Genomic DNA, 20,676 nt, shown 5'->3' with positions numbered 1-20,676 from the left:
ATAGTTCTTTCTTGCATCTGTAGATAACACGATCATGTTAGTTGGAGCCGCTGGATGTTCCCCCGGATGTGTTGCCGGTTGTGCCTGAACCGCTGGTATCTGAGCTGTTGGTTCCCGTAGTTACAGAAGGGATGTATGTTAGGTCATACAAACTTGAAGCAAGGAGCATTCGCTGATCCTCAAACTGATCGTACAAGTTGATGCGGAAATTGCCTGTGACAAGAGATTTGTACAAGCTGCTGGTAAAGGTGGTTGTATACGTTTTGTAGGGGCCGACAGGTAAATCGGTACCTAGAGTAAGCACCTTTTCGTTCGAATGGCCATAAGGATCGACCATTTCCAGAACCAATTTATGACCATAGGTTCCACCAATTAATTCACTGTTTTTTGATAGATTGTAGTTAAGTGTAAGCGCGAATGTATCCTTACCGTCAGTTACCGTACCAATTGCATTGGTGACGCTAATCGTATAAGGATATAAATCAACAGATATCAAACTGCTCTGGGAAACAGTCGAAGTGGGATTCACTGCAAGTCCGACAGTATCAATATAGCCCGTAGGTGAACCGCTGAGTGCGGTCATTTTACCGGAGCTTACCGCTTCTCCGATATATAAAGTCAGATTAGCTATGCTCACTCCAAGTGGTAAGTCACTTACTACTGTTACAAGATTTTTTGCACCCGGATTAGTTGCTTCAGTGGATTGGCTGACTTCAGCTTCATAAAATTGGCCGTCTTCACTTTTATAATAAGCGACCAGCTTTGCTTGATCCGTCCGCCGAGTTTCTTTGCTGCTCATCGTTAGTTCGGTGTACAGCAGATTATTGTCCAACCCACTGTACAACAGCGTACGCCGTTCCTGTATTTCAGCTTTCTTGCCGGAAAGGCCGATTTGAATCGTGCTTCCTGCCGTATACGCAACAACCGGAATATCCAGCTGTGTCGTCGACAAGGAGATAAAGTTTGATGCCGCACCGTCAATGGTGCTCTGAAGCGCAATCTGCAGCTTGTCAAAATTATAGTCGTACGGAACATTTGCCAGCACATAAATGTCGGTAGTCGCATTAGGCGCAAGCGACGTCAGGGCGGAGGGCGCAACCACCTGGGCCGTGCTGCTGAAGTCGCTGCTGCCCGCTTTGACAACGCCGGTCAAAGAAGGAAGCTGGACGCTGGCCGTGCCGGCGTTGCGGATCGTCAGCTTGGCCGCAATTTGGTCGCCGTCTCCCCATGGCGTGCGGGACACTGAGTCCAGTTTTACTCCAAACGTTCCATAGCTGTTCTGCACGCCGTATTCCGTAGCGACAAGCGTGTTCGATTGCAGCGTATAGGGAATGGTATAGTAAGCCGCCGGAAAAACAATTTGGTTCGCGGTCGCCGGTTCGGTCATCTGCAGCTGCAGCTTATCCTGCACGATGCCCAGCGGCAGATCTACGCTCAGGTCGATCAGTTTTTCTTCCAACGGTTTTAAGGTCAGGCTGGCAAAAGCCTTCGTGTCCACCGGGAAGGCATACCCTTCCGAGGACTTAACGGCAAGCTCGTAGGCGGGAAGCGTGACGGATTTGCTGCCGGTATTTTTCACCCGGAACTGCATCGTCCATTTGGCGGTGTCCCCGTCGGCGTAGACGTTGGCGCTCTTCAACTGGGTATCGACCGTAACGGTGTCGATTGTCAGTTTCTTCACGGCACCTGCTGCAACGGTAAGGCTCGGCGTGGTTGCCGCAGGCAGCGCGAACGTGACCACAGGCAGATTAAGCTTCAGCCCGGAATCAGTCTGTGCAAACTGTACGGTCATGTTATCCGTCTTCATATAATTCGGGATCTCCGCGAGATAATAGACGGTTTTCTTTTCCTGCGGCTGAACTTTGTACCCGCTGCTGCTGTCGTCAAGCGCAAGATCAAAACTGGAGCCGCCGGCGGAATTCAGATAGGCCTTGAAGCCGGGATCGCTCAGCACCTTGGACCCCAGATTGGTCAGGCTGATGCCGACCTTCGCGTATACTTTGCCACTCGATTTATAGATTTGCAGGCTTTCGGCTTTGGCGTTGACGGTCAGATTGTTCATGGTGATTTTTTTGCTGGCGGCTTTGGCAACGCTGCCTGTATACGCAGACGGTACAGAGAACGAGCCCAGCTTCTTCTGGTAATCGGCGGCGCTTGCAAAATCCCAGCCGAACATGGAAATTTTGACGCCGGCCACCTTGCTCACTTTGCCTACATTGACATAGTAGGTGACGGATTGGCTGGTTTTGGCCGCAACCGATTTCACGTTGGAGCTCGCCGTTACGGCAGCGCCTTTAATGACGGTGCCCCCGGTGGTCGTTACTTTGGAAAAATAATCGACAAGATCCACACTGGCGCCGCTGCCGTTATAGTAGCTGATCGTGTATGTAAGAATATTGCCGCCGTCCTGCGCGAACAGCCCGACATCGGTGAGCTTGACGCTGACTCCGCTTTTCAGGGCGATGGAGCCCAACTTATCGAGTGTAGCGGCAGCAGCGGCTGTGGCTGCGCTTTGTGCGGTTGAAGTGCCTGCCGCCTCGGCGTAGGCCCCGTACATCGCAGTCTGGCTGAGCATCGCGGTGCTGAGCAGAACGGCGGCGTACGTTTTTCTTCGTTTATGCATGACCTTCCCTCCCTGAAGTTTACTAACTGGAAAAGTATCAAAACCGGCTGAACGTTCGCTGAAAAATATCCCGAAAATCCGCCTTGAAGCTTAAAGAGAGCTTAAAGCGAGATAAAAATTAACCTAAATTTGCGTTCCTTGTCATTCTGCGAAATTTTGTATATACTATAAAGACGTATCGATGAAATGCATGGATGGAGAAGAGTACGCAGCATCCTGGTTCACAGGGAGGAGACGCCGGAGATTGAGAGCGTTTCTGGACAATCAGCGCTGCCGAAGTTCGCTCCGGAGCAGTTCCCTGAAGGCGGCTTTTGTTTAAAGCACAGTAGGGGATACCGGCCGCAGACCGTTATTTCTGTAAGAGTGAGATAGGCTAATTGCCGCATAACAGGGACGTTCCCTGTTGGAATAATGCGCGACCTGTCTAACAAGGGTGGTACCACGGTCTTTTCGTCCCTTACGGGAGAAAAGGCCTTTTTTTGTTGCAAAAACATAATTGAAAAGAGGGGGCGGCACACGGCCATGAAAGAAAAGCTGGAAGCATTAAAAGTCGAGGCGGTAGCCAAGCTGCAGGAGGTAAACGATCCGCAGGCGCTAAATGATCTGCGCGTCAAGTATTTGGGCAAAAAAGGCGAGTTAACTGAGGTACTCCGCGGTATGGGCGGCCTCAGCGCCGAAGAGCGTCCGGTCATCGGACAGGTGGCGAATGAGGTGAGAGGCGCAATCGAAGCCATCATCACCGAGAAGCAGGAGCTGTTCCAGCAGCAGGAGACGCAGCAGCGTCTGCAGGCGGAAAAGGTAGACGTTACGCTGCCGGGCCGCAGCCTGCCGCAGGGCGGGATTCATCCGCTGAGCCGCGTGGTGCAGGAGATCGAGGATATTTTCATCGGCATGGGCTATCAGGTGGCCGAAGGTCCGGAAGTCGAAACCGACTACTTCAACTTCGAAGCGCTGAACCTGCCGAAAAACCATCCGGCGCGCGATATGCAGGATTCCTTCTATTTAACCGATGACCTGCTGATGCGTACGCAGACTTCTCCCGTACAGGTCCGCACCATGCAGGCCAAAAACGGGGAGGCTCCGGTAAAAATCATCTGCCCGGGCAAAGTGTTCCGCCGCGACGACGACGACGCGACCCACTCGTTTCAGTTCCACCAGATCGAAGGGCTTGTCATCGGCGACAACATCCGCATGAGCGACCTGAAGGGCACTTTGCAGCAATTTGTAAAAGAAATGTTCGGACCGGCCACGGGCATCCGCCTGCGCCCAAGCTTCTTTCCGTTCACCGAACCGAGCGTGGAAGTCGATGTCAGCTGTTTCAAATGCGGCGGCGAAGGCTGCCGCCTGTGCAAGCATACCGGATGGCTCGAGATCCTCGGCGCCGGCATGGTACATCCGAATGTGCTGCGGATGGGGGGCTATGATCCGGAGAAATATACCGGCTTTGCCTTCGGCATGGGCGTGGAGCGGATTGCGATGCTCAAATACGGCATCGACGACATCCGGTATTTCTATACGAACGACATGGGCTTCGTAAAGCAATTCAAAGGAATCTAACTTAGGGGAAGGTGAACGAGAAATGAAAGTATCTACCGGATGGCTGTCCGATTATATATCGCTTGAAGGAGTAACCGCCGAAGCGCTGGCCGAGAAAATCACGGCGGCGGGCATCGAAATCGACGGCATCGAACGCCGTAACAAAGGACTGTCCGGCATCGTGACCGGCTATGTCAAATCGAAGGAAAAACATCCCGACGCCGACAAACTGAATGTCTGCGTAGTGGATGCCGGAACCGGCGAAGATCTGCAAATCGTCTGCGGCGCGAAAAACGTTGCCGCCGGGCAAAAAGTGCCGGTGGCCCTGGTAGGCGCGAAACTTCCGGGACTGGAGATCAAGAAAGCCAAGCTGCGCGGCGTCCTGTCCCAAGGAATGATTTGTTCCGCCAAAGAGCTGGGGCTGAACGACAAGCTGCTGCCGAAAGAACTGCAGGAAGGCATTCTCGTCCTGCCTGAGGATACGGAAATCGGGCTCGACATTATAAAAGTGCTCGGACTGAACGATGAAATTCTAGAATTTGACTTGACCCCGAACCGCTCCGATTGTTTGAGCATGCTCGGCGCCGCTTACGAGACGAGCGCGATTCTCGGCCGCGAACTGAAGCTGCCGGATCCGTCCAAGGATCTTGTTGAAACAGGAGGCGCAGCCTCCGATTCCGTGCGCGTGCAAATTTCGGACGAAGCTTACGCTTCCCACTACGCCGTGCGGTTCATCTCCGGCGTTAAGCCGGGACCTGCGCCGCTCTGGATTCAGAACCGCCTAATGGCCGCGGGTATCCGCCCGATCAGCAACATTGTTGACATCACCAACTATGTGATGCTGGAATACGGGCAGCCGCTGCATGCGTTTGACGCCGACAAAGTCGCCGGCGGTTTGCTGGGCGTACGTCTGGCCCATGAAGGCGAAGTATTGACTACGCTTGACGGCCAGGAGCGCAAGCTGGAGCCGCATATGCTGGTGATTGCCGACGAGGCCAAAGCCGTGGCACTGGCCGGTGTAATGGGCGGTCTGGACACTGAGGTTACAGGCGAGACAGTCAATCTGCTGCTGGAGTCGGCGAAATTCGACGGCGGCACCGTACGCAAAACCTCCCGCCAGCTCGGCCTCCGTTCCGAGGCCTCGCAGCGCTTCGAGAAAGAAGTCGACCCGGGACGTGTCATTCCGGCGCTGAACCGCGCCGCTGCATTGATCGCGCGTTATGCCGGCGGCACTGTGCATGAAGGCATCGTTCAAGCCGGCGGAGCACCGGTTGCAAACAAAGTGCTGACCTTGTCGCTCGCCAAGCTGAACGGCTACCTGGGTACGGATTTGTCGCTGCTGGAAGTGAAGACGCTGATTGCCCGGCTGCATTTCAAATGCGGCGATCGGGAGCACGGCCTAATCGAAGTTGAAGTTCCGACACGGCGCGGGGACATCACGGTGGATGTCGATCTGATTGAAGAAATCGCCCGTTTGTACGGATATGATAATATTCCGACGACCCTGATCGAAGGCGTGACAACGCCGGGTGCCTTGACGCGCCAGCAAAGCCTGCGCCGCAGTCTGCGCCGCCTGCTCTCCCATGGCGGATATCAGGAAGTGATGGGCTACAGCTTCATTCAGCCGGAGCAAAGCAAGCTGTTCCCGGCTTTTGCGCAGGGCCGCCATGCCGTGAAGCTGGCCATGCCGATGAGCGAGGACCGCAGCGTGCTGCGTACCAGCCTGATCCCGCAGCTGCTGGATATCGCGCTTTATAACGTGAACCGCAAACAAAGCGATTTGGCGCTCTTCGAAATCGGCAACGTGTTCTTCTCCGAAGAAGAAGAGTTGACCCGCCAGCCGCAGGAACTTCCGGTGCTGGGCTTGCTGCTGAGCGGTAACCGTGCCGCCAAACAGTGGAATATTCCCGCAGAGCCGGTGGATTTCTTCGACCTGAAAGGTGCCGTCGAGACGGTATTCGCCCACCTGGGCCTCTCGGGGCGGATGGCATATGAAGGCGATGCGCCGCAGGATTATCATCCAGGCCGCTCCGCTTCCATCTACCTGCTGGGCGAAGCAGGCCGCGTGAAGATCGGAACGCTCGGCCAGCTGCATCCGGAGCTGCAGCGTAAGCTGGATCTGGAAGATACGTACGTCGCGGAGCTGCTGCTCCAGCCGCTGTATGACGCAGCCCGTGTCCATCTGCAGTACACCGAGCTTCAGCGTTTCCCGGGAATGGAGCGGGATATTGCGCTCGTTGTTAATGCCGATGTGCCGGCCGGACATCTCCTGGATGTTATACGGGCGAACGGCGGCACGTTGCTGCAGCAGGTTCAGGTATTCGACGTCTATACCGGCGGGAAGATGGAAGCCGGCAAAAAGAGCGTCGCGATCTCTCTTCTGTACCGCCATACCGATCATACGCTGACCGACGATGAGGTCGGCGAAGTGCATGAGCAGGTATTGTCCGCCCTTCAGCAAAACTTTGGCGCGGAACTGCGAAAATAGCAGGAATTTAACAAAACCGCAGCGAATCCTTTGTAAACCGGATTGCTGCGGTTTTGTATTTTTTATGACTTATACTCAATTGAAGTTTTTTTGCCAAATGTTTAACAGCGACGTTACAATAGAAGCAGGACTTCAGAATCAGATCACCGAGAATCCGCACACATTCAAAGGAGGGCACAACTGTGGCTATGGACCGGACAAGTGTCGCCGTGGAGATATACGGAACATCCTACAGGCTTGTAGGCAGCAGCACTGAATATATGAAACAAGTCGCCCGGTATGTGGACGAGCATATGCGCGGCATTTCCAAATCCCACTCTCGGCTAGACACGCCGCGGATCGCGGTGCTGGCTGCCGTACATATGGCAGAGCAGGCCATTCAGGTTCAGGATCTCAAGAATGAACTTAATATGCTTACCGGTGAGCGTACCGAGCTGCGCACCGAAGTGACGCGGCTCCAGGAGGCGCAGCGGGAACAGCAGGAAGCGTATGAGCGGCTGGAAGCCGAGGCCAGAGCCGAAGCGGAGCGCGTCATCGCTGCGGCCGAAGCGCTGCACAAGGCGCAGCTGGAAGCGCTGGAAGGCGAGCGCGGCGGGCTCGCGTCGGCGCTTGAGGCGCTGAGAGCGGAGCTTACGGAAGCCAAGCTTAGCCATGAGCACGAGCTGGCAAGCGCGCAGGCGCAGCAGCAGGAAGCGCTGGAGCGGCTGTCAGCCGAGCGCACCGGGGAGCGGGAAGCGCTGTTGGCCCGCCATGCCGAAGAAATCGCCAAGCTGCGCGAGACGCTGACGCAGGAACATGAGGAAGCGCATTCGGCCCTGGAACGGCAGCTTGCCGAGACCCGGGAAACGCTGGAGAGCCAAGCCCGCGAACAGGCAGATACGCTTGGCGCGGAGCTCGAGGCCAATAAAACGCTGCTGGCCGAGGCACAGGAAGAACTGCTTAAAGAGCAGGCGAAGACGAAAGAATTGCGGCAGTCCCAAGGCTCGCAGGAGCATCGCCATAAGCAGCAGCTGCAGGAGCTGGAGAAGCAGCTCGGCGAGCTGCGCGGCGGCAATGGGCAACTGCAATCCCGGCTGCGCGCGGCAGAGGCCGGACTGAAGAGCGAACGCGATTCGCGGCAGGCGCTGGAAGCGGAGCATCAGGAGGCACTGGAACGCGAGGCGGGCCTGAAGGGAGAGCTGGATGCCGCCGTCCAAGCGGGCGAACGCATGAACGGAGAGTTGAAGGAGCTTCGTGCGCGTCATGAAGCGGTACTGCTGGAAATTGCGGAGCTTCAGGCTGCGCTTAAGGAGAAAAGCGATACGCTGCAAGAGACGCAGGCGGAGCTTCAATCGGCTGCCGAGCTGGGCGGATTGCTGACAGATGAGCTGGAAGCGCAGCGGGGACGTATGGAAGCGGTGCAGCAGGAGAGCACAGGACTGCGGCATTCGCTGCAAGAGCTGCAAAGCGCACTCGAGCTGGCGCAGGAAGAATTGGCCCGTACGGTGGCGGAAGCCGGCAATTGGCAGGAACTGGCCGATAAGCGGATGGAGGACATCTCCGAGCTGGAAATGTCGCTGCTCGAAGCCGCCGACAAGCGGACAGCGTTGGAGCAAGAGCTGGAAGAGCTGCGCGAGCGCACGGTAACCTTCAGCCGCCAACTGGAGCAGGAAGCCGCGCAACGCGAGCAAGCCGAACGCGAAAGCGCCGGGCTGCTGGAGATGGAAGCGGAGCTGCGGGCACAGGCGGAACGCGAGCTCGCAGGGCTGCGCGAGCAGGTAGCGGCGCTGCGCGAGGGAAGCGAGCGCGCAGCCGCGAATTGGCAGGAGCGCGTGGATGCGCTGGCCGCCGAAGCGGCTGCCGCGCAGGAGGGACTTCGCGCTCAGGTGGAACATCTGAGCGCACAAGCCGCGCGCCATGCGGAAGCGGAGCGCGAGAACCGCGAGCTGCTCGAGCTGGAAGCGGAGCAGCGGGAAGAAGCCGAGCGCGAGCTGAAGGAGCTGCGCGGGCAGGTTGCGGCGCTGCGCGAGGACAGCGAGCGCGCGGCCATGGACTGGCAGGCGCGCGTGGATGCGCTGGCTGCCGAGGCGGCTGACGCGCAGGCAGAGCTGCGCGACAAGGCTGAGCTGCTGCGGACGGAGCTGCGCCTGGAAACGGCCCGGACCGAGCGTGAAGCCGAGCTACGGGCCGATGCCCTGCGCGAGCTAGAGCAGCAGCAGGCGGAAGCCGCCGCAGCGGCGAAAGAGCGGGATGCACTGCGCGGCCGCTACGAGGAGCTGATTGCGCAGTACGATGAAGTGCTCCAGGAAAGCGAACGGCTGCGGGAGCGCTGCGAGCTGCTGGAAGCAGAAAGCGATGAAGCGGCCCGGCGCCTGGAGGAAATGTCCGAAGCAAGCCGCGAGGCAGCTGCTGCTGTCGCCGACCATCAGGAGACGCTCCGCGAACTGCGCGGCGTTGAAGCTTCCTGGAAGCTGCGCTACGAGGAACTGCTCCAGCAGAAGCAGCAGTGGGAAGAGCGGGAGGCGAAGCTTCGTGAAGAAGCGGAGCTGTGGCAGCAGGAAGCCTTGGAGGCCGAATCGAAGGCGGAGGCAGCCGGACAGGATCGCAGCGAGGACAGCCGCCAGATCGCTGAGCTCGGCGAGCGGTACGAACTGGCGGAAGGCCAACTGCGCCTGATGCGCACGCAGTTCGAGATGGCGCAGGACGAGCTCGACAAACTTAGCCAAGCCCACCGCAGCCTGCAAACGGAATATGCCAAGCTGCAAAACGAATATAATGAATGGATTCAACTTATCGAACAGGATAGTTGAATGACGGCTGCAACACAAAAAACTGCCGTCTCTGCAGAGGTGCTCTGCGGGGGCGGCAGTTTTTTATCTTTTTCACTCCACCACAATCTTCGCCTTCATCGTGCTGTGGCCGGAGCCGCACATGACCGCGCAGGTCATTTCGTAGGTGCCGGCTTTGTCGGGAATGATGACGGTGGAAGAGGTTTTGCGGTTCAACAGCAGGTTCAGCTCGGGCACAAGGAGGCCGTGGTTGCCGCTTTCATTTTTAAAAATGATTTTGACTGGAACGCCCTTCTTTACATGATACTCCTCTTGATCGAAGCTGTAATTGGTTGCGGTAATGACCAGCTCTGTTTCAGGGGTAATCTCTGGATTCGCAGCATTTGCAGCATTGGCGTTATCCGCAGTAGCGTTATCATTCATAGTATCACTGCTGCATGCGGCCAACACTAGGACAATCCCAAGCACCAAAAACAACCCTAATCCCCAACGTTTCATCGTCATTTTCCCCCAGTGCAATGAAATTTCTTGCAGAGATCATAGCATATTTGAAAAAGAGAGCAAAGATTTCCTGAACTCTCAGCCGATATAAAATATATAGTAAGTTACGTAATGAGTTGACTACCGGTCCAGCGAAAAAAATTAGGTGCATCAATTATTCAAATTTACTATAATTAAAACTATTATATTTACTTAGAAGTAGGGGATCGACATTCATAGCGTGGACGATGATTTGAACACGGAAATATGGCACCGCAGAATTTTGAACGGGTACTGGATCATTGTAAGCATCATGATGGCGGCCCAGTTTTGTTTCGTACTGTCGGCGAATCCGCCGGAGGTGCAGACGGTGCTGATTTTGACACAAGGGCATTTGTTTGTCGCATGTAACGTATTTATTGTCTTTTGCATGCTGACCGCAGAGATATGGCTTCGATTGACCCCGAACTATCACAAACATGCGGTGGTAGGCTGCGGATTTTTCGTCTCGTATCTGATGTATTTTGTGCTTGAGCCGTTTGTGGACGGTGCGCAGATGACGCTGATGATGCCGCTGATGATTTCACTGGTCTATTTTAACCAGAAATTGCTGTATGGGCTGGGAACGTTCAGTTTGCTGTTTTACAGCGGGATTTACTTTGGCCTAGAGCAGCCGATTTTACATAAGCCTGAACTGGAATTCGTGATGGTGGAGTGCGTGTTTATCGTGTTTGTCGTAACGGCGCAGGCGGTCATTATCCGGGCCCGGGAAATGCGCGAACATCTGGAACAGGTGACGAAGTCGGAACAGGGGCTGATGGTGGAGCGGGCGATTTCGGATAAAATGCTCAAGATCGATCCGCTGACCGGCTTGTACAACCATAAGACGTTTCATGAGTATCTGGATTCTTTGCTGGAGCTAAGCGAATGCAACGGACTCCGCCTGCAGCTGGCGATTTTCGATATCGATAATTTCAAGCGGGTCAACGATACGTACGGACACTGGGTCGGTGATCTGGTGCTGAAGGAAGTGGCCGCGAAGGTTGGCGGAATGATCGGGCTGAACGATTTTGCCGCACGCTACGGCGGCGAGGAATTTGCTGTCATTTATACGGATAAAAGCTTCCATGAAGCCTATGCCGCTGCCGAAGCGATACGGACCAGCATTGCGGAGATGGCGCACCCGTATGCCGGCAGTAAGCCGATTACGGTAAGCATCGGATTGTGCGATTATATTCCGGGCGACGGCAAAGAGATGCTGTTCCGCAAGAGCGACGACGCATTGTACGTGGCCAAGCGCAGCGGCAAGAACAAGATTATTACGGCTGCGCACTCAAGCCTGGCTGAAGTTGTTTTCAATTACGCGCAATAACGCACAATAAATTGAAACGAAACACCCCCTTGTATCCGTATGATACAAGGGGGTGTTTCACTTGGAGCGGTTCGCTATTTCCCGGCTTCAAACGGCGTTGAGACCGGCAGGAACAGGTCGATGATCCCGATGACCAGCGCGGCCAGCAAGGCTCCGAGGATCGTGACGCTTACGCCGCTGACGATAAATTGCGCGACCCAGATGACCAGCGCACTCACGAGAAAGCCGACGATCCCGCGGCCGAACGGCGTTGTTTTTTTGCCAAAGATGCCTTCGACGATCCAGCCGAGCAGAGCAATGACAAGGGCAAGAAAGAATGCGCTCCAGAAACCGCCAACTTCAAACTGCGGAACGATCCAGCCTACGACGAGCAGTACGATCGCCGCCACAATAAAGCGTACCAAGTGAGCCAGAAATCTCATTACGCTAACCTCCTTTGTCCTTCTTGAAGGATATGTGCAAGTTTATTGTGGGCTCCGCTGGTCTTTAATATGCGCAGAAAACTTCCCCAAAATAGCGAAAATAAGCGGGATTAGGTATAATGAATCCATTGATGAAGGGAGCTGTGACCGTAATTGGACGACAAAATTTTGCATACGCTTGAATACCGCAAGATTTTAAATAAATTGATGCAGTATGCACAGACCCCGATGGGACACCTCCGGGCCGAAGAGCTTCGCCCTTCCGGCGATTTCGAAGGGGTTAAACAACTGCTGCAGGCAACGGATGAGGCAGTCACCGTAGACCGGCTGAAAGGCATTCCTTCCTTCGGCGGCGTCGTCGACATTCGGCCGGCACTGAAGCGGGCGGCGATCGGCGGGATGCTGGGAACGAATGAGCTCTTGTCGGTAGGCAACACAATCGGCGGCGGCCGCCGGGTGAAACGCTTCATCGCGGCCATGCATGAAGATGAACCGATCCGTTCGCTGTTTGCGCTGGGCGATCTTTTATCCGAGCAAAAGCATGTGGAGGATGCCATTCGCCAATGTATCGACGAGAATGCGGATGTACTCGATACCGCCAGCTCCGAGCTGGCGAATATCCGGCGTGAGCTGCGCGGCGGGGAAGCGCGGATCCGCGAGAAGCTGGATTCGATGATTCGTTCCTCTTCGGTCGCCAAGATGCTCCAGGATCAGCTGGTGACGATCCGCGGCGACCGTTTCGTGATTCCGGTGAAAGCCGAATACCGCTCGCATTTCGGCGGGATTGTGCATGATCAGTCCGGATCGGGCGCCACACTGTTCATCGAGCCGGAATCCATCGTGGCGATGAACAACAAGCTGCGCGAGACGCGGCTGCGCGAAGAACGCGAGATCGAGATCATCCTGCAAAAGCTGACCGCCATGGTCGGCGACATTGCCGAAGAGATGGCGTACGATGTCGATATTCTCGGCGAGCTTGATTTTATCTTTGCCAAAGCGCGGCTGGCCCGCGAGATGAAAGCGACCCAGCCGCGGATGAACGACCGCGGGTACCTGCGCCTGCGCAAAGGGCGCCATCCGCTGATTCCGGCGGAAAGCGTAGTCCCGCTGGATATGGAACTGGGCAACCAGTACCGTTCGATCATAGTGACCGGACCGAATACCGGGGGCAAAACCGTTACGCTGAAGACGGTCGGACTGCTCAGCCTGATGGCGATGTCCGGGCTGTTTATTCCCGCCGAAGAAGGCAGCCAGCTGTGCGTATTCGACGCCATTTATGCCGACATCGGGGATGAACAAAGCATCGAGCAGAGCCTCAGCACGTTCTCCAGCCATATGACCAATATTATATCCATCCTGAAGCAGATGACTCCGAAAAGCCTTGTGCTGCTTGACGAGGTCGGCGCGGGAACGGACCCGGCCGAGGGCTCGGCGCTGGCCATCGCCATTCTGGAGCATATCCAGCGGACGGAATGCCGGATGATTGCAACTACCCACTACAGCGAGCTTAAAGCGTATGCCTATGAACGCAAAGGCGTCATCAACGCCAGTATGGAGTTTGATGTGCAAAGCCTCAGCCCAACGTACCGGCTGTTGATCGGCGTGCCGGGACGAAGCAACGCTTTTGCGATTGCCGAACGGCTCGGCCTGCCGAATGCTATTCTGGAGCATGCGCGCGGCGAAGTGAAGGAAGAGGATCTGCGCGTCGAGAACATGATTGCCTCGCTCGAAGAGAACCGCCTTGGCGCGGAGAACGAACGCGAACGCGCGGAAAGCCTGCGCCGCGAAGCGGAGGAATTCCGCAAGCGGCAGCAGCAGGAGCTGGAGAAGCTCGAGAGCCAGCGCGACAAGCGGCTTGAGAAGGCCGAGAAGGAAGCCACCGACATTCTCGCCAAGGCGCGGCGCGAAGCCGAGCAGATCATTGCGGATCTGCGGCGCCTGGCGATGGAAGAAGGCGCATCAGTCAAGGAGCATAAGCTGATCGAAGCGCGGCGGCGCCTCGATGAAGCGGAGCCGGCGCCGCGCCAGAAGACGGTCGCCCGCAGCAGCACCAAAGCGCCGCGGAAGATTCAGGCCGGCGACGAAGTGAAGCTGCCGAGCCTGAACCAGAAGGGCTTCGTGGTGGAATTGAGCGGCACGAAGGAGGCGCTGGTCCAGTTTGGCATTATGAAGATGAAGGTCAACCTGGCCGACCTGGAATTTGTCGCCTCCGCACCGGATGTGCCGCCTCCGCCGCTGCGCAAGGTGACCACCGTCAAGCGCAGCCGGGACGAGAACGTCCGCACCGAACTGGATTTGCGTGGCGCAAATCTGGAAGAGGCGATTCTCGAGACGGACCGCTTTATCGACGAGGCTTTTTTAAGCAATCTCGGTCAGATCTATATCATCCATGGCAAGGGAACCGGGGTGCTACGTACCGGCATCCAGGAATACCTGCGCAAGCATAAGCATGTCAAGGGCTTCCGGCTTGGCAATTATAACGAAGGCGGCGCCGGGGTGACCGTAGCCGAATTGCATTAAATGCAAGATTAGGTCTGCCCGGAAAGAGGGGGAAGCATGCAGGACAATTTGGATCAAATGCTCAGTCACCCGCTGGGTGCGCTGCTCGGCTATTTCACTGTCGCGATATTAGGACTGGTGGTGTTCCTTTCCTTTTTTGAAATGGTGACGAAGTACAATTGCTGGGAAGAAATCCGGCGCGGCAATGTGGCGGTGGCGATGGCGACCGGAGGTAAAATCTTCGGGATCTGCAATATCCTGCGCTTCAGCATTGATGCAGGCGTTTCGATTTACGAGACGATGAAATGGTCGGTGGTCGGATTTTTACTCCTGCTGCTGGCATATTTCCTGTTTGAATTTTTAACGCCGGTGTTTTCGATCGACGAAGAGATCGCGAAGGACAACCGGGCGGTCGGACTGACGGCGATGCTGATTTCGGTATCGCTGTCGTATGTGATCGGGGCGGCTATATTTTAACGGAGAAAGTGGGAGCATGATGAAAATTCTGATCCGCGTCTTGTTCGTGTGCGCTCTGCTTTTTATCGCGTCCGGCGTTTTGTACCTCGTATTAAAATGAATTTAAAGAAGCAAGGAGAGAAATAAACCATGGAAACAACCGTATGCCCTTGGTGCCATACCGAGATTGTATGGGATGAAGAATTTGGACCGGAGGAGACCTGCCCGCATTGCAATAACGAACTTGGCGGCTACCGTACCGTCACGATTAGTCCGGAAGATGTAGAGGACGATACCGAAGATGAAACGGATGAAGATGCGGTCGATGAAAGCAAGCTGTGGGACGAGTCCGAGCAGGACGGCGTGGTGCCGATCTTCAATACGCTGGAGCAATTCCGCGACGATTACGATATGAACCGCTACGCCTCCAATGTCTCTGACATTCTGGCCTCGCAGCTGGAAGCGCCGGAATGTCCGCAATGCCACGAGCTGCTGCTGTTTGCAGGCAAACAGCAAGTCGGCGATTTTGCGCCGTCGGTGCCGGGCGTGCTGAGAACGCCGGTGCTCCGAGCTCCGTTTGCGCTGAATATGTACGTATGCCCAACCTGCTTCCATGTTCAGCATACGCTGGCTTCGGAAGACCGGGAACAGTTTGTCAAGAATTTGAGCGAGCAATAAAGGTTCATCCCCCACTGATGGTTTTGCCTTGTTTCGGGTATTCTACCGGAGAGTACGGACTTCGGAACAAGGAGGAACCTCATTGGATAAACAGATACGCCATCAGACGGTGCTGATGCTCGCGGTAAATACGCTGTATATCCTTGCCGGCGCATTGGCCGGTACTTTTTTGAATGTCTACATATGGAAGTCCCGTCCCGATTTTGCCGCAATCGGCTGGTTTGCCGCCGCGCAGCAGCTTGCGCTCGGACTCAGCTTCTGGCTGGGCGGTAAATGGGTCAAGGAATATCAGAAAATGAATGCCCTGCGGGTGGGACTGGCCGTATCGGGCATTTTTTATTTATTGGTGCTGCTTGCCGGTACTAAGGCGGCTTCGTACATCTGGCCGCTGGGTCTGCTGCTGGGACTTTCCATCGGATTATTCTGGCTGGCTTCGAACACGATCTACTTTGAAATTACGGATGCGGAAAATCGCGATTTCTGGGGGGGCTGGATGGGGCTGCTGGGATCGTTGACGGGTATTGTCGGGCCGTGGACCTCCGGCTGGTTGATCACCCGGCTGAACGGCACTCAGGGCTACCGCATGGTCTTTATCGCTTCCTTATGCCTGTATATCCTTGCTGCGATATTGAGCTTTTTTCTGCGCAAGCGACCCGCCGGAAGCGGCTATCTATGGCTGGAGCCTTGGCGGGAGCTGCGCAGAAGCGGAAGCCACTGGCGGCCGGCCGCCGCGGCCCTGATGTTTCAGGGCATACGCGAAGGCGTCTTTTCCTTTCTGATCGGCCTGCTGGTTTATATCGCGGCGCGAAAGGAAAGCGGTCTGGGCCAATTTACGCTTATTACTTCGGCAGTGGCACTGGTGAGTTATTGGCTGGCGGGCAAATGGTTCAAACCGCGTTACCGCTCGGCCGGAATGCTGACCGGTGCGGTTCTGCTGGTCCTCGTGATTACCCCGCTGCTGTGGAAGGTCAATTACATGACACTGCTGGCGATGGGTATCGGTACTTCACTGTTTCTTCCGCTGTATATGCTTCCTATGCTGTCTACGGGGTTTGACTTGATGGGCGAGACCGAGGAAGCGGTTGAGAAAAGGGTGGAACTTGTCGTGCTCCGCGAGCTCAGCCTGATGACCGGCAGGCTCCTCGGGACGGCAGTGTTTCTCGTGATCCTGTCCTTCAGTCAATCCGCCGCCGTGCTTACCGGTCTGCTGCTGGCCCTTGGTGCTTCTCCGCTTGGCGGCTGGCTGGCGCTGCGCCGGTTGCTGCAAGCCGGACGGTAAGTTTGGTGCAATTGCTCATCGCTATTTGAACAAGCAATAAGGCTCTGCCACGTGGCAGAGCCTTTTCCGTGCGTGGCATATTTTGCGTCGCACATATTATGTGTAAGCTGGTCGTGTCACGATGTGCCGGCCGGGGCCGGCTTAGCCGATCGCGTTAAAGAGAAGAGCTCCAGCTCGGGCCGGATTCCGCCCTCCAGCGTATCGGCGATCAGTTCGGAGGCGATCATGCTGTATACCGTCCCGTTGCCGCCATATCCCTCGATAAAGTAGCAATGCGGATAATCCGGATGCGTACCCATGTAAGGCAGACCGTCATGGGTGGTGCCGAATACAGCGCCCCAGGCATATTCGATCTCCGTTCCCCGAACTTCAGGAAAAAGTGCCTCAACTTCCTGCAGCAGCTTTTTGGCCTGCGTCGGAACCCGAATATCCCGGCGTTCCGGGCTGGTCAGCGTCTCGTCTTTGCCGCCGGCAATGATCCGGCCGTCCGGCGTAGTACGGAAATAAAGATAAGGCCTCGCCGTTTCCCAGATCAGGCTGCGTTCGTGCCACTTGGGCAACGCCGGCAGCGGCTTCGTCATAATCGCATAAGTGTTGATCAACTCCGCTCCGCGGTCGCGTTTCATCTCTTGTGTCTCGTAGCCCATGGCGAAGATCACGTTTTTGGCAAAAATGCGTCCATCCTCGGTGTAGCACACGACGCCGTCAGAATTGTACTCAAAATGCCGGGACCGGGTATGTTCATAGACCCGTGCCCCAAGTGAATGAGCCTTATGGATCAGGCCATGAACCATCCGGTACGGATTGGTCTCGGCATCCCCTGGTGAATAGATCGCGGCCGGTTTCGCAAAACCGTACAAAGCTTTAATCCGATCGGACTCCCAGAATTCGCAGGTAAATCCATGACGCTGTAAGGTTCGATATTCCTGGCGGAGCATATCTGCATCCTCGGGTACGCTTGCATACAACAGGCTGCTGCGCTCAATGATCTGCGGATCGATATCGAGCTTGCCGGCCAGCTTGAGAATCCCCTGCAAAGCTTTCTGGCAGAGCCGGTAAAACAACACGCCACGTTCTTCGCCAAAGGTATTAATGCAAGAAGTTAAGGATTTGTCGTTTGCAATTTGCAGCAGTCCGGTATTGGCATGCGAACTGCCGCCGCCAATTTTCCTTTTCTCGATTAAAGTAACGTCTGCTCCCCGGCTGGCCATCGCGTAAGCGGCCATTGCCCCGCCCATACCCCCGCCGATGATCAGGCAGTCGCAATGTTCATCTCCGGCAAGCGGATCGTATTCCGGCGGATTGGGCAGCGTAGCTTCCCAAGGGCTTGTTCCACTGACTAATTCCATCGATTATTCGCTCCTTTACGGCTTCCCCCGGATAGTATTGGCGGCAAGTACAGTGCTCCATACGCTGCCCGCGAAGCGGTGTCCGGCAAGTTCGTTCGTGCACATAATCATGCCCGGCTTCAGGCATAATAAGACCGCTTGAACTAACGAAGGAGGGAATGATAAACATGCAATCCACGCAAATGCAGGCCTTAAGCTGCAAAGAACTGGAATATATCGCCGACTCTATCAGCAATGAGGATTTGTTGATTAAGCAGCTTGCCGCCACCGCAGCGACCACCCAAAATCAGGCGGTGCAGCAAATATGCCAGCAGCATCTGCAAAGCCACACCCAGCATATGAATTCGCTGATCCAGCTGATTCAGCAGCATCAGCAATATGCTCCGACGCAGCCGCAATAATTCGCCGGCATCGCTCAGGCAGACTCACACTATTTTACAAACCGGGAGGTAATGTGAAGTGAACGCTCAAAACGGATCGGCATTTATGCCGGATGAAGATTTGCTGTACACCATTCTGGCGGACTGCAAGCGGACGGTTCGGGAATATGCCACTGCTGCAACAGAATCCAACTGTCCCGCAGTCCGTACCGCATTTAACAATCTGACGATGGAAACCCTGCGCCTGCAAGGGGATCTGTACACCAGCATGTCCCAAATGAATATGTATGAGACGCCGGGAAAAGCGCTGCGCCAGGATATCGACAAGCAGCTGCAGACCGCTAAGCAAACGCAGCAGACGTCCCAGCAGTTCGTCCAGCAAAAAACGGGAGGCGCTCCCCATGCTGCGGGCATTCCGCAGCAGCAGACGAATTCGCAAAACTCTTATTATATGTAACCCCATCCCCTCAGGGATGAAGCAGCTTCGGCCGCTTCCCGAATTGACCGTCTGCCGGAAACGGCAGGCGGTTTTTTGAGTTCGCGATCAGCCCGTATACAGCGTCGTTCGAATCTCCAATGAAGTCTTATGTTCACCTTCAGGCTGATGTGTGCAGGTTTGCGGCAGCGGGCCGCGGAGCTTGGCCAAAAGATCGTATACGCTCGTGATTTCCCTCGCATCCACAACGATTTCTTCTCTTCCGCCGTTCTCTCCGGGCGCTCGAAAACGCCAAATCCGTTCTCCCATGGGCTCCACTCCTTCGATAAATCATCGATTGCAGTTTCATTATATTTGCAGGTTGAGATCATGTATAATGAAGGGAATTGATGGGGGCTATCACTGCAAATGATGGCTTTTCTCGGGGGGGATGAACCATGGACATCGGCCTGTTAAAAGTATTTCGGGCGGTTGCGGAAGAAGGGAGCATTTCCAAAGCGGCGCAAAATCTGAATTACGTGCAGTCGAACGTAACCGCGAGAATTCAGCAGTTGGAGCAGGAGCTGAAGGTGCCGCTTTTTTACCGGCATTCCCGGGGAATAACGTTAACCTCGGCGGGCCAGACCCTGGTGGACTACACCGTCAAAATCCTCAATCTGCTGGATGAAGCGGAGCAGGCTGTACAGGATTCGCCGGAACCCAAGGGCGCAATCGCAATCGGTTCGGATACGACGGCCGCCGTGCGGTTGCCTGCCGTTTTATCCGCTTACCGCGGCAAATATCCTCAGGTAGAGCTCCAGCTCGAAATCGGGCGCACGGAACAGCTTATACAAGCGGTCTTGCAGTATTCCGTTAACGGCGCTTTTTTGGACGGTCCGGTGGACCATCCGGATATCGTGCAGGAGCTGGTCGTTAATGAGCGCTTGGGGCTGATGGTTCCGAATGCGATGGATTACCAGGACCTGCGGACGATCCAGGACAAAACGCTGCTGATTTTGAACGAAGAATGCATGTACCGGCAGCGGTTGGAGGAATGGCTGCGCGACGAGGGACTGCGGCTTGGGCACATCATGCAGTTCGGGACGATGGAAGGGCTGATCGGCTGTGTGAAGGCGGGCATTGGTTATGCCGTATTGCCGGTGTCTTATTATTCAAAGCTGAATATAACGGAAGGCATCTGCTGTTATCCGTTTCCCGAGCGGTACGAGATCGTGCCGACCGTATTTATCCGGCGTCGCGATCTGTATATGACCAGCGCTTTTCAGAAATTCATCGATGAAATGAAGAAGCATCTGCCGGAAGCGATGGCCTGCGAGAGCGAAGGGGCTTAAGCATTTTTGTTTGCAGAGTTGCCATTTTCATGTCATATTATTAATAAACTCTTTACGATCCGGAGGGAAGGCATGAAGGAGATCAATGAACTGAAGAGAAAAGTGCTGGAACTGCTCAAGGAAGACGCGCGCAGGTCCGCAGAACTGATGGCCACGCTGCTCGGGGCGGAAGAAGAGGAAGTCAAAGCGGCGATCGACGAGCTGGAAAAAGATCATGTGATCGTCAAATATGCTACCGTGGTGAATTGGGATAAGCTGGACGACGAGCGCGTCACCGCGCTGATCGAAGTGCAGATTACGCCGGAACGCGGACGCGGCTTTGAAGGCATCGCGGAACGGATCTACCTGTATCCGCAGGTGAAGTCCGTTTATCTGATGTCGGGAGCCTATGACTTGCTGGTTGAAGTCGAAGGCCGCAATCTGCGCGAGGTCGCCAATTTTGTCTCCGAGAAGCTGTCCCCGATTGATTCGGTACTGTCGACCAAAACCAACTTTACGCTCAAAAAATACAAGCAGGACGGAATCATCTTCGAAGAACACGAAGAAGACAACCGTCTGATGATATCTCCGTAAAGGAAG

General features: G+C 55.4%; 17 protein-coding genes. 12 read left to right on the top strand and 5 right to left on the bottom strand.

The window, feature by feature from the left end; translation table 11 throughout:
- Positions 1–37: 37 nt before the first annotated feature.
- Positions 38–2,623 (bottom strand): hypothetical protein, encoded by a 2,586-nt coding sequence (locus BMW84_RS11585; RefSeq protein WP_175498779.1) that lies wholly within the window; start codon positions 2,621–2,623, stop codon positions 38–40.
- A 522-nt stretch (positions 2,624–3,145) separates the two neighbouring features.
- On the opposite strand from BMW84_RS11585, the gene pheS reads away from it, so the two are divergent.
- From pheS to BMW84_RS11570, 3 genes are all read left to right on the top strand, one after another.
- On the top strand, positions 3,146–4,180 hold the full coding sequence (gene pheS / locus BMW84_RS11580) for a phenylalanine--tRNA ligase subunit alpha (RefSeq protein ID WP_091068423.1): 1,035 nt from the start codon (positions 3,146–3,148) through the stop codon (positions 4,178–4,180).
- Between the two features lie 22 nt (positions 4,181–4,202).
- Positions 4,203–6,647 (top strand): phenylalanine--tRNA ligase subunit beta, encoded by a 2,445-nt coding sequence (gene pheT, locus BMW84_RS11575; RefSeq protein ID WP_091068422.1) that lies wholly within the window; start codon positions 4,203–4,205, stop codon positions 6,645–6,647.
- Positions 6,648–6,829: 182 nt separating this feature from the next.
- Positions 6,830–9,436 (top strand): cell division protein ZapA, encoded by a 2,607-nt coding sequence (locus BMW84_RS11570; RefSeq protein WP_139209619.1) that lies wholly within the window; start codon positions 6,830–6,832, stop codon positions 9,434–9,436.
- Between the two features lie 72 nt (positions 9,437–9,508).
- Here the strand turns inward: BMW84_RS11570 and BMW84_RS11565 are convergent, their stop codons facing one another.
- A complete protein-coding gene (locus BMW84_RS11565; protein WP_091068417.1) occupies positions 9,509–9,913 on the bottom strand; it encodes a cupredoxin domain-containing protein in 405 nt (134 codons plus the stop codon).
- 223 nt (positions 9,914–10,136) lie between these two features.
- Between BMW84_RS11565 and BMW84_RS11560 the strand changes: the two genes are divergently transcribed.
- A complete protein-coding gene (locus BMW84_RS11560) occupies positions 10,137–11,267 on the top strand; it encodes a GGDEF domain-containing protein (RefSeq protein WP_091068415.1) in 1,131 nt (376 codons plus the stop codon).
- A gap of 74 nt (positions 11,268–11,341) precedes the next feature.
- On the opposite strand, the gene BMW84_RS11555 is transcribed toward BMW84_RS11560, so the two are convergent.
- A complete protein-coding gene (locus tag BMW84_RS11555) occupies positions 11,342–11,689 on the bottom strand; it encodes a phage holin family protein (RefSeq protein WP_091068413.1) in 348 nt (115 codons plus the stop codon).
- A 153-nt stretch (positions 11,690–11,842) separates the two neighbouring features.
- Here BMW84_RS11555 and BMW84_RS11550 point away from each other — a divergent pair, with 153 nt between their 5' ends.
- From BMW84_RS11550 to BMW84_RS11535, 4 genes are all read left to right on the top strand, one after another.
- Positions 11,843–14,209 carry an endonuclease MutS2 gene (locus BMW84_RS11550; RefSeq protein ID WP_091068410.1) on the top strand — a complete coding sequence of 789 codons (2,367 nt, stop codon included), beginning with the start codon at positions 11,843–11,845 and terminating at the stop codon, positions 14,207–14,209.
- 36 nt (positions 14,210–14,245) lie between these two features.
- Positions 14,246–14,665 carry a DUF350 domain-containing protein gene (locus tag BMW84_RS11545; RefSeq protein ID WP_091068409.1) on the top strand — a complete coding sequence of 140 codons (420 nt, stop codon included), beginning with the start codon at positions 14,246–14,248 and terminating at the stop codon, positions 14,663–14,665.
- A gap of 129 nt (positions 14,666–14,794) precedes the next feature.
- Positions 14,795–15,322, top strand: coding sequence for a hypothetical protein (locus BMW84_RS11540; protein WP_091068406.1), 528 nt, complete (start codon positions 14,795–14,797; stop codon positions 15,320–15,322).
- An 82-nt stretch (positions 15,323–15,404) separates the two neighbouring features.
- Positions 15,405–16,601, top strand: a complete 1,197-nt coding sequence (locus BMW84_RS11535; RefSeq protein WP_254772960.1) for an MFS transporter — start codon at positions 15,405–15,407, stop codon at positions 16,599–16,601.
- Positions 16,602–16,717: 116 nt separating this feature from the next.
- On the opposite strand, the gene BMW84_RS11530 is transcribed toward BMW84_RS11535, so the two are convergent.
- A complete protein-coding gene (locus tag BMW84_RS11530; protein ID WP_091068404.1) occupies positions 16,718–17,950 on the bottom strand; it encodes an NAD(P)/FAD-dependent oxidoreductase in 1,233 nt (410 codons plus the stop codon).
- A 167-nt stretch (positions 17,951–18,117) separates the two neighbouring features.
- On the opposite strand from BMW84_RS11530, the gene BMW84_RS11525 reads away from it, so the two are divergent.
- Together BMW84_RS11525 and BMW84_RS11520 are read left to right on the top strand one after the other, a co-directional pair.
- Positions 18,118–18,351 (top strand): hypothetical protein, encoded by a 234-nt coding sequence (locus tag BMW84_RS11525; protein WP_091068401.1) that lies wholly within the window; start codon positions 18,118–18,120, stop codon positions 18,349–18,351.
- A 58-nt stretch (positions 18,352–18,409) separates the two neighbouring features.
- Positions 18,410–18,787, top strand: coding sequence for a spore coat protein (locus tag BMW84_RS11520; RefSeq protein WP_091068399.1), 378 nt, complete (start codon positions 18,410–18,412; stop codon positions 18,785–18,787).
- An 87-nt stretch (positions 18,788–18,874) separates the two neighbouring features.
- Here BMW84_RS11520 and BMW84_RS11515 read toward each other — a convergent pair whose 3' ends face one another.
- A complete protein-coding gene (locus BMW84_RS11515; RefSeq protein ID WP_091068396.1) occupies positions 18,875–19,075 on the bottom strand; it encodes a hypothetical protein in 201 nt (66 codons plus the stop codon).
- Positions 19,076–19,203: 128 nt separating this feature from the next.
- On the opposite strand from BMW84_RS11515, the gene BMW84_RS11510 reads away from it, so the two are divergent.
- Positions 19,204–20,097, top strand: coding sequence for a LysR substrate-binding domain-containing protein (locus BMW84_RS11510; RefSeq protein WP_091068395.1), 894 nt, complete (start codon positions 19,204–19,206; stop codon positions 20,095–20,097).
- A gap of 72 nt (positions 20,098–20,169) precedes the next feature.
- Entirely contained in the window at positions 20,170–20,670 is a 501-nt protein-coding gene (locus tag BMW84_RS11505; protein WP_091068393.1) for an Lrp/AsnC family transcriptional regulator, read from the top strand.
- The last annotated feature ends 6 nt before the right edge of the window (positions 20,671–20,676 follow it).

The sequence above is a fragment of the Paenibacillus sp. NFR01 genome, assembly GCF_900111565.1.
In the GTDB taxonomy this organism is placed as follows: Bacteria; Bacillota; Bacilli; order Paenibacillales; family Paenibacillaceae; genus Paenibacillus_AQ.
This window is presented reverse-complemented; position numbering and strand designations above follow the sequence as displayed.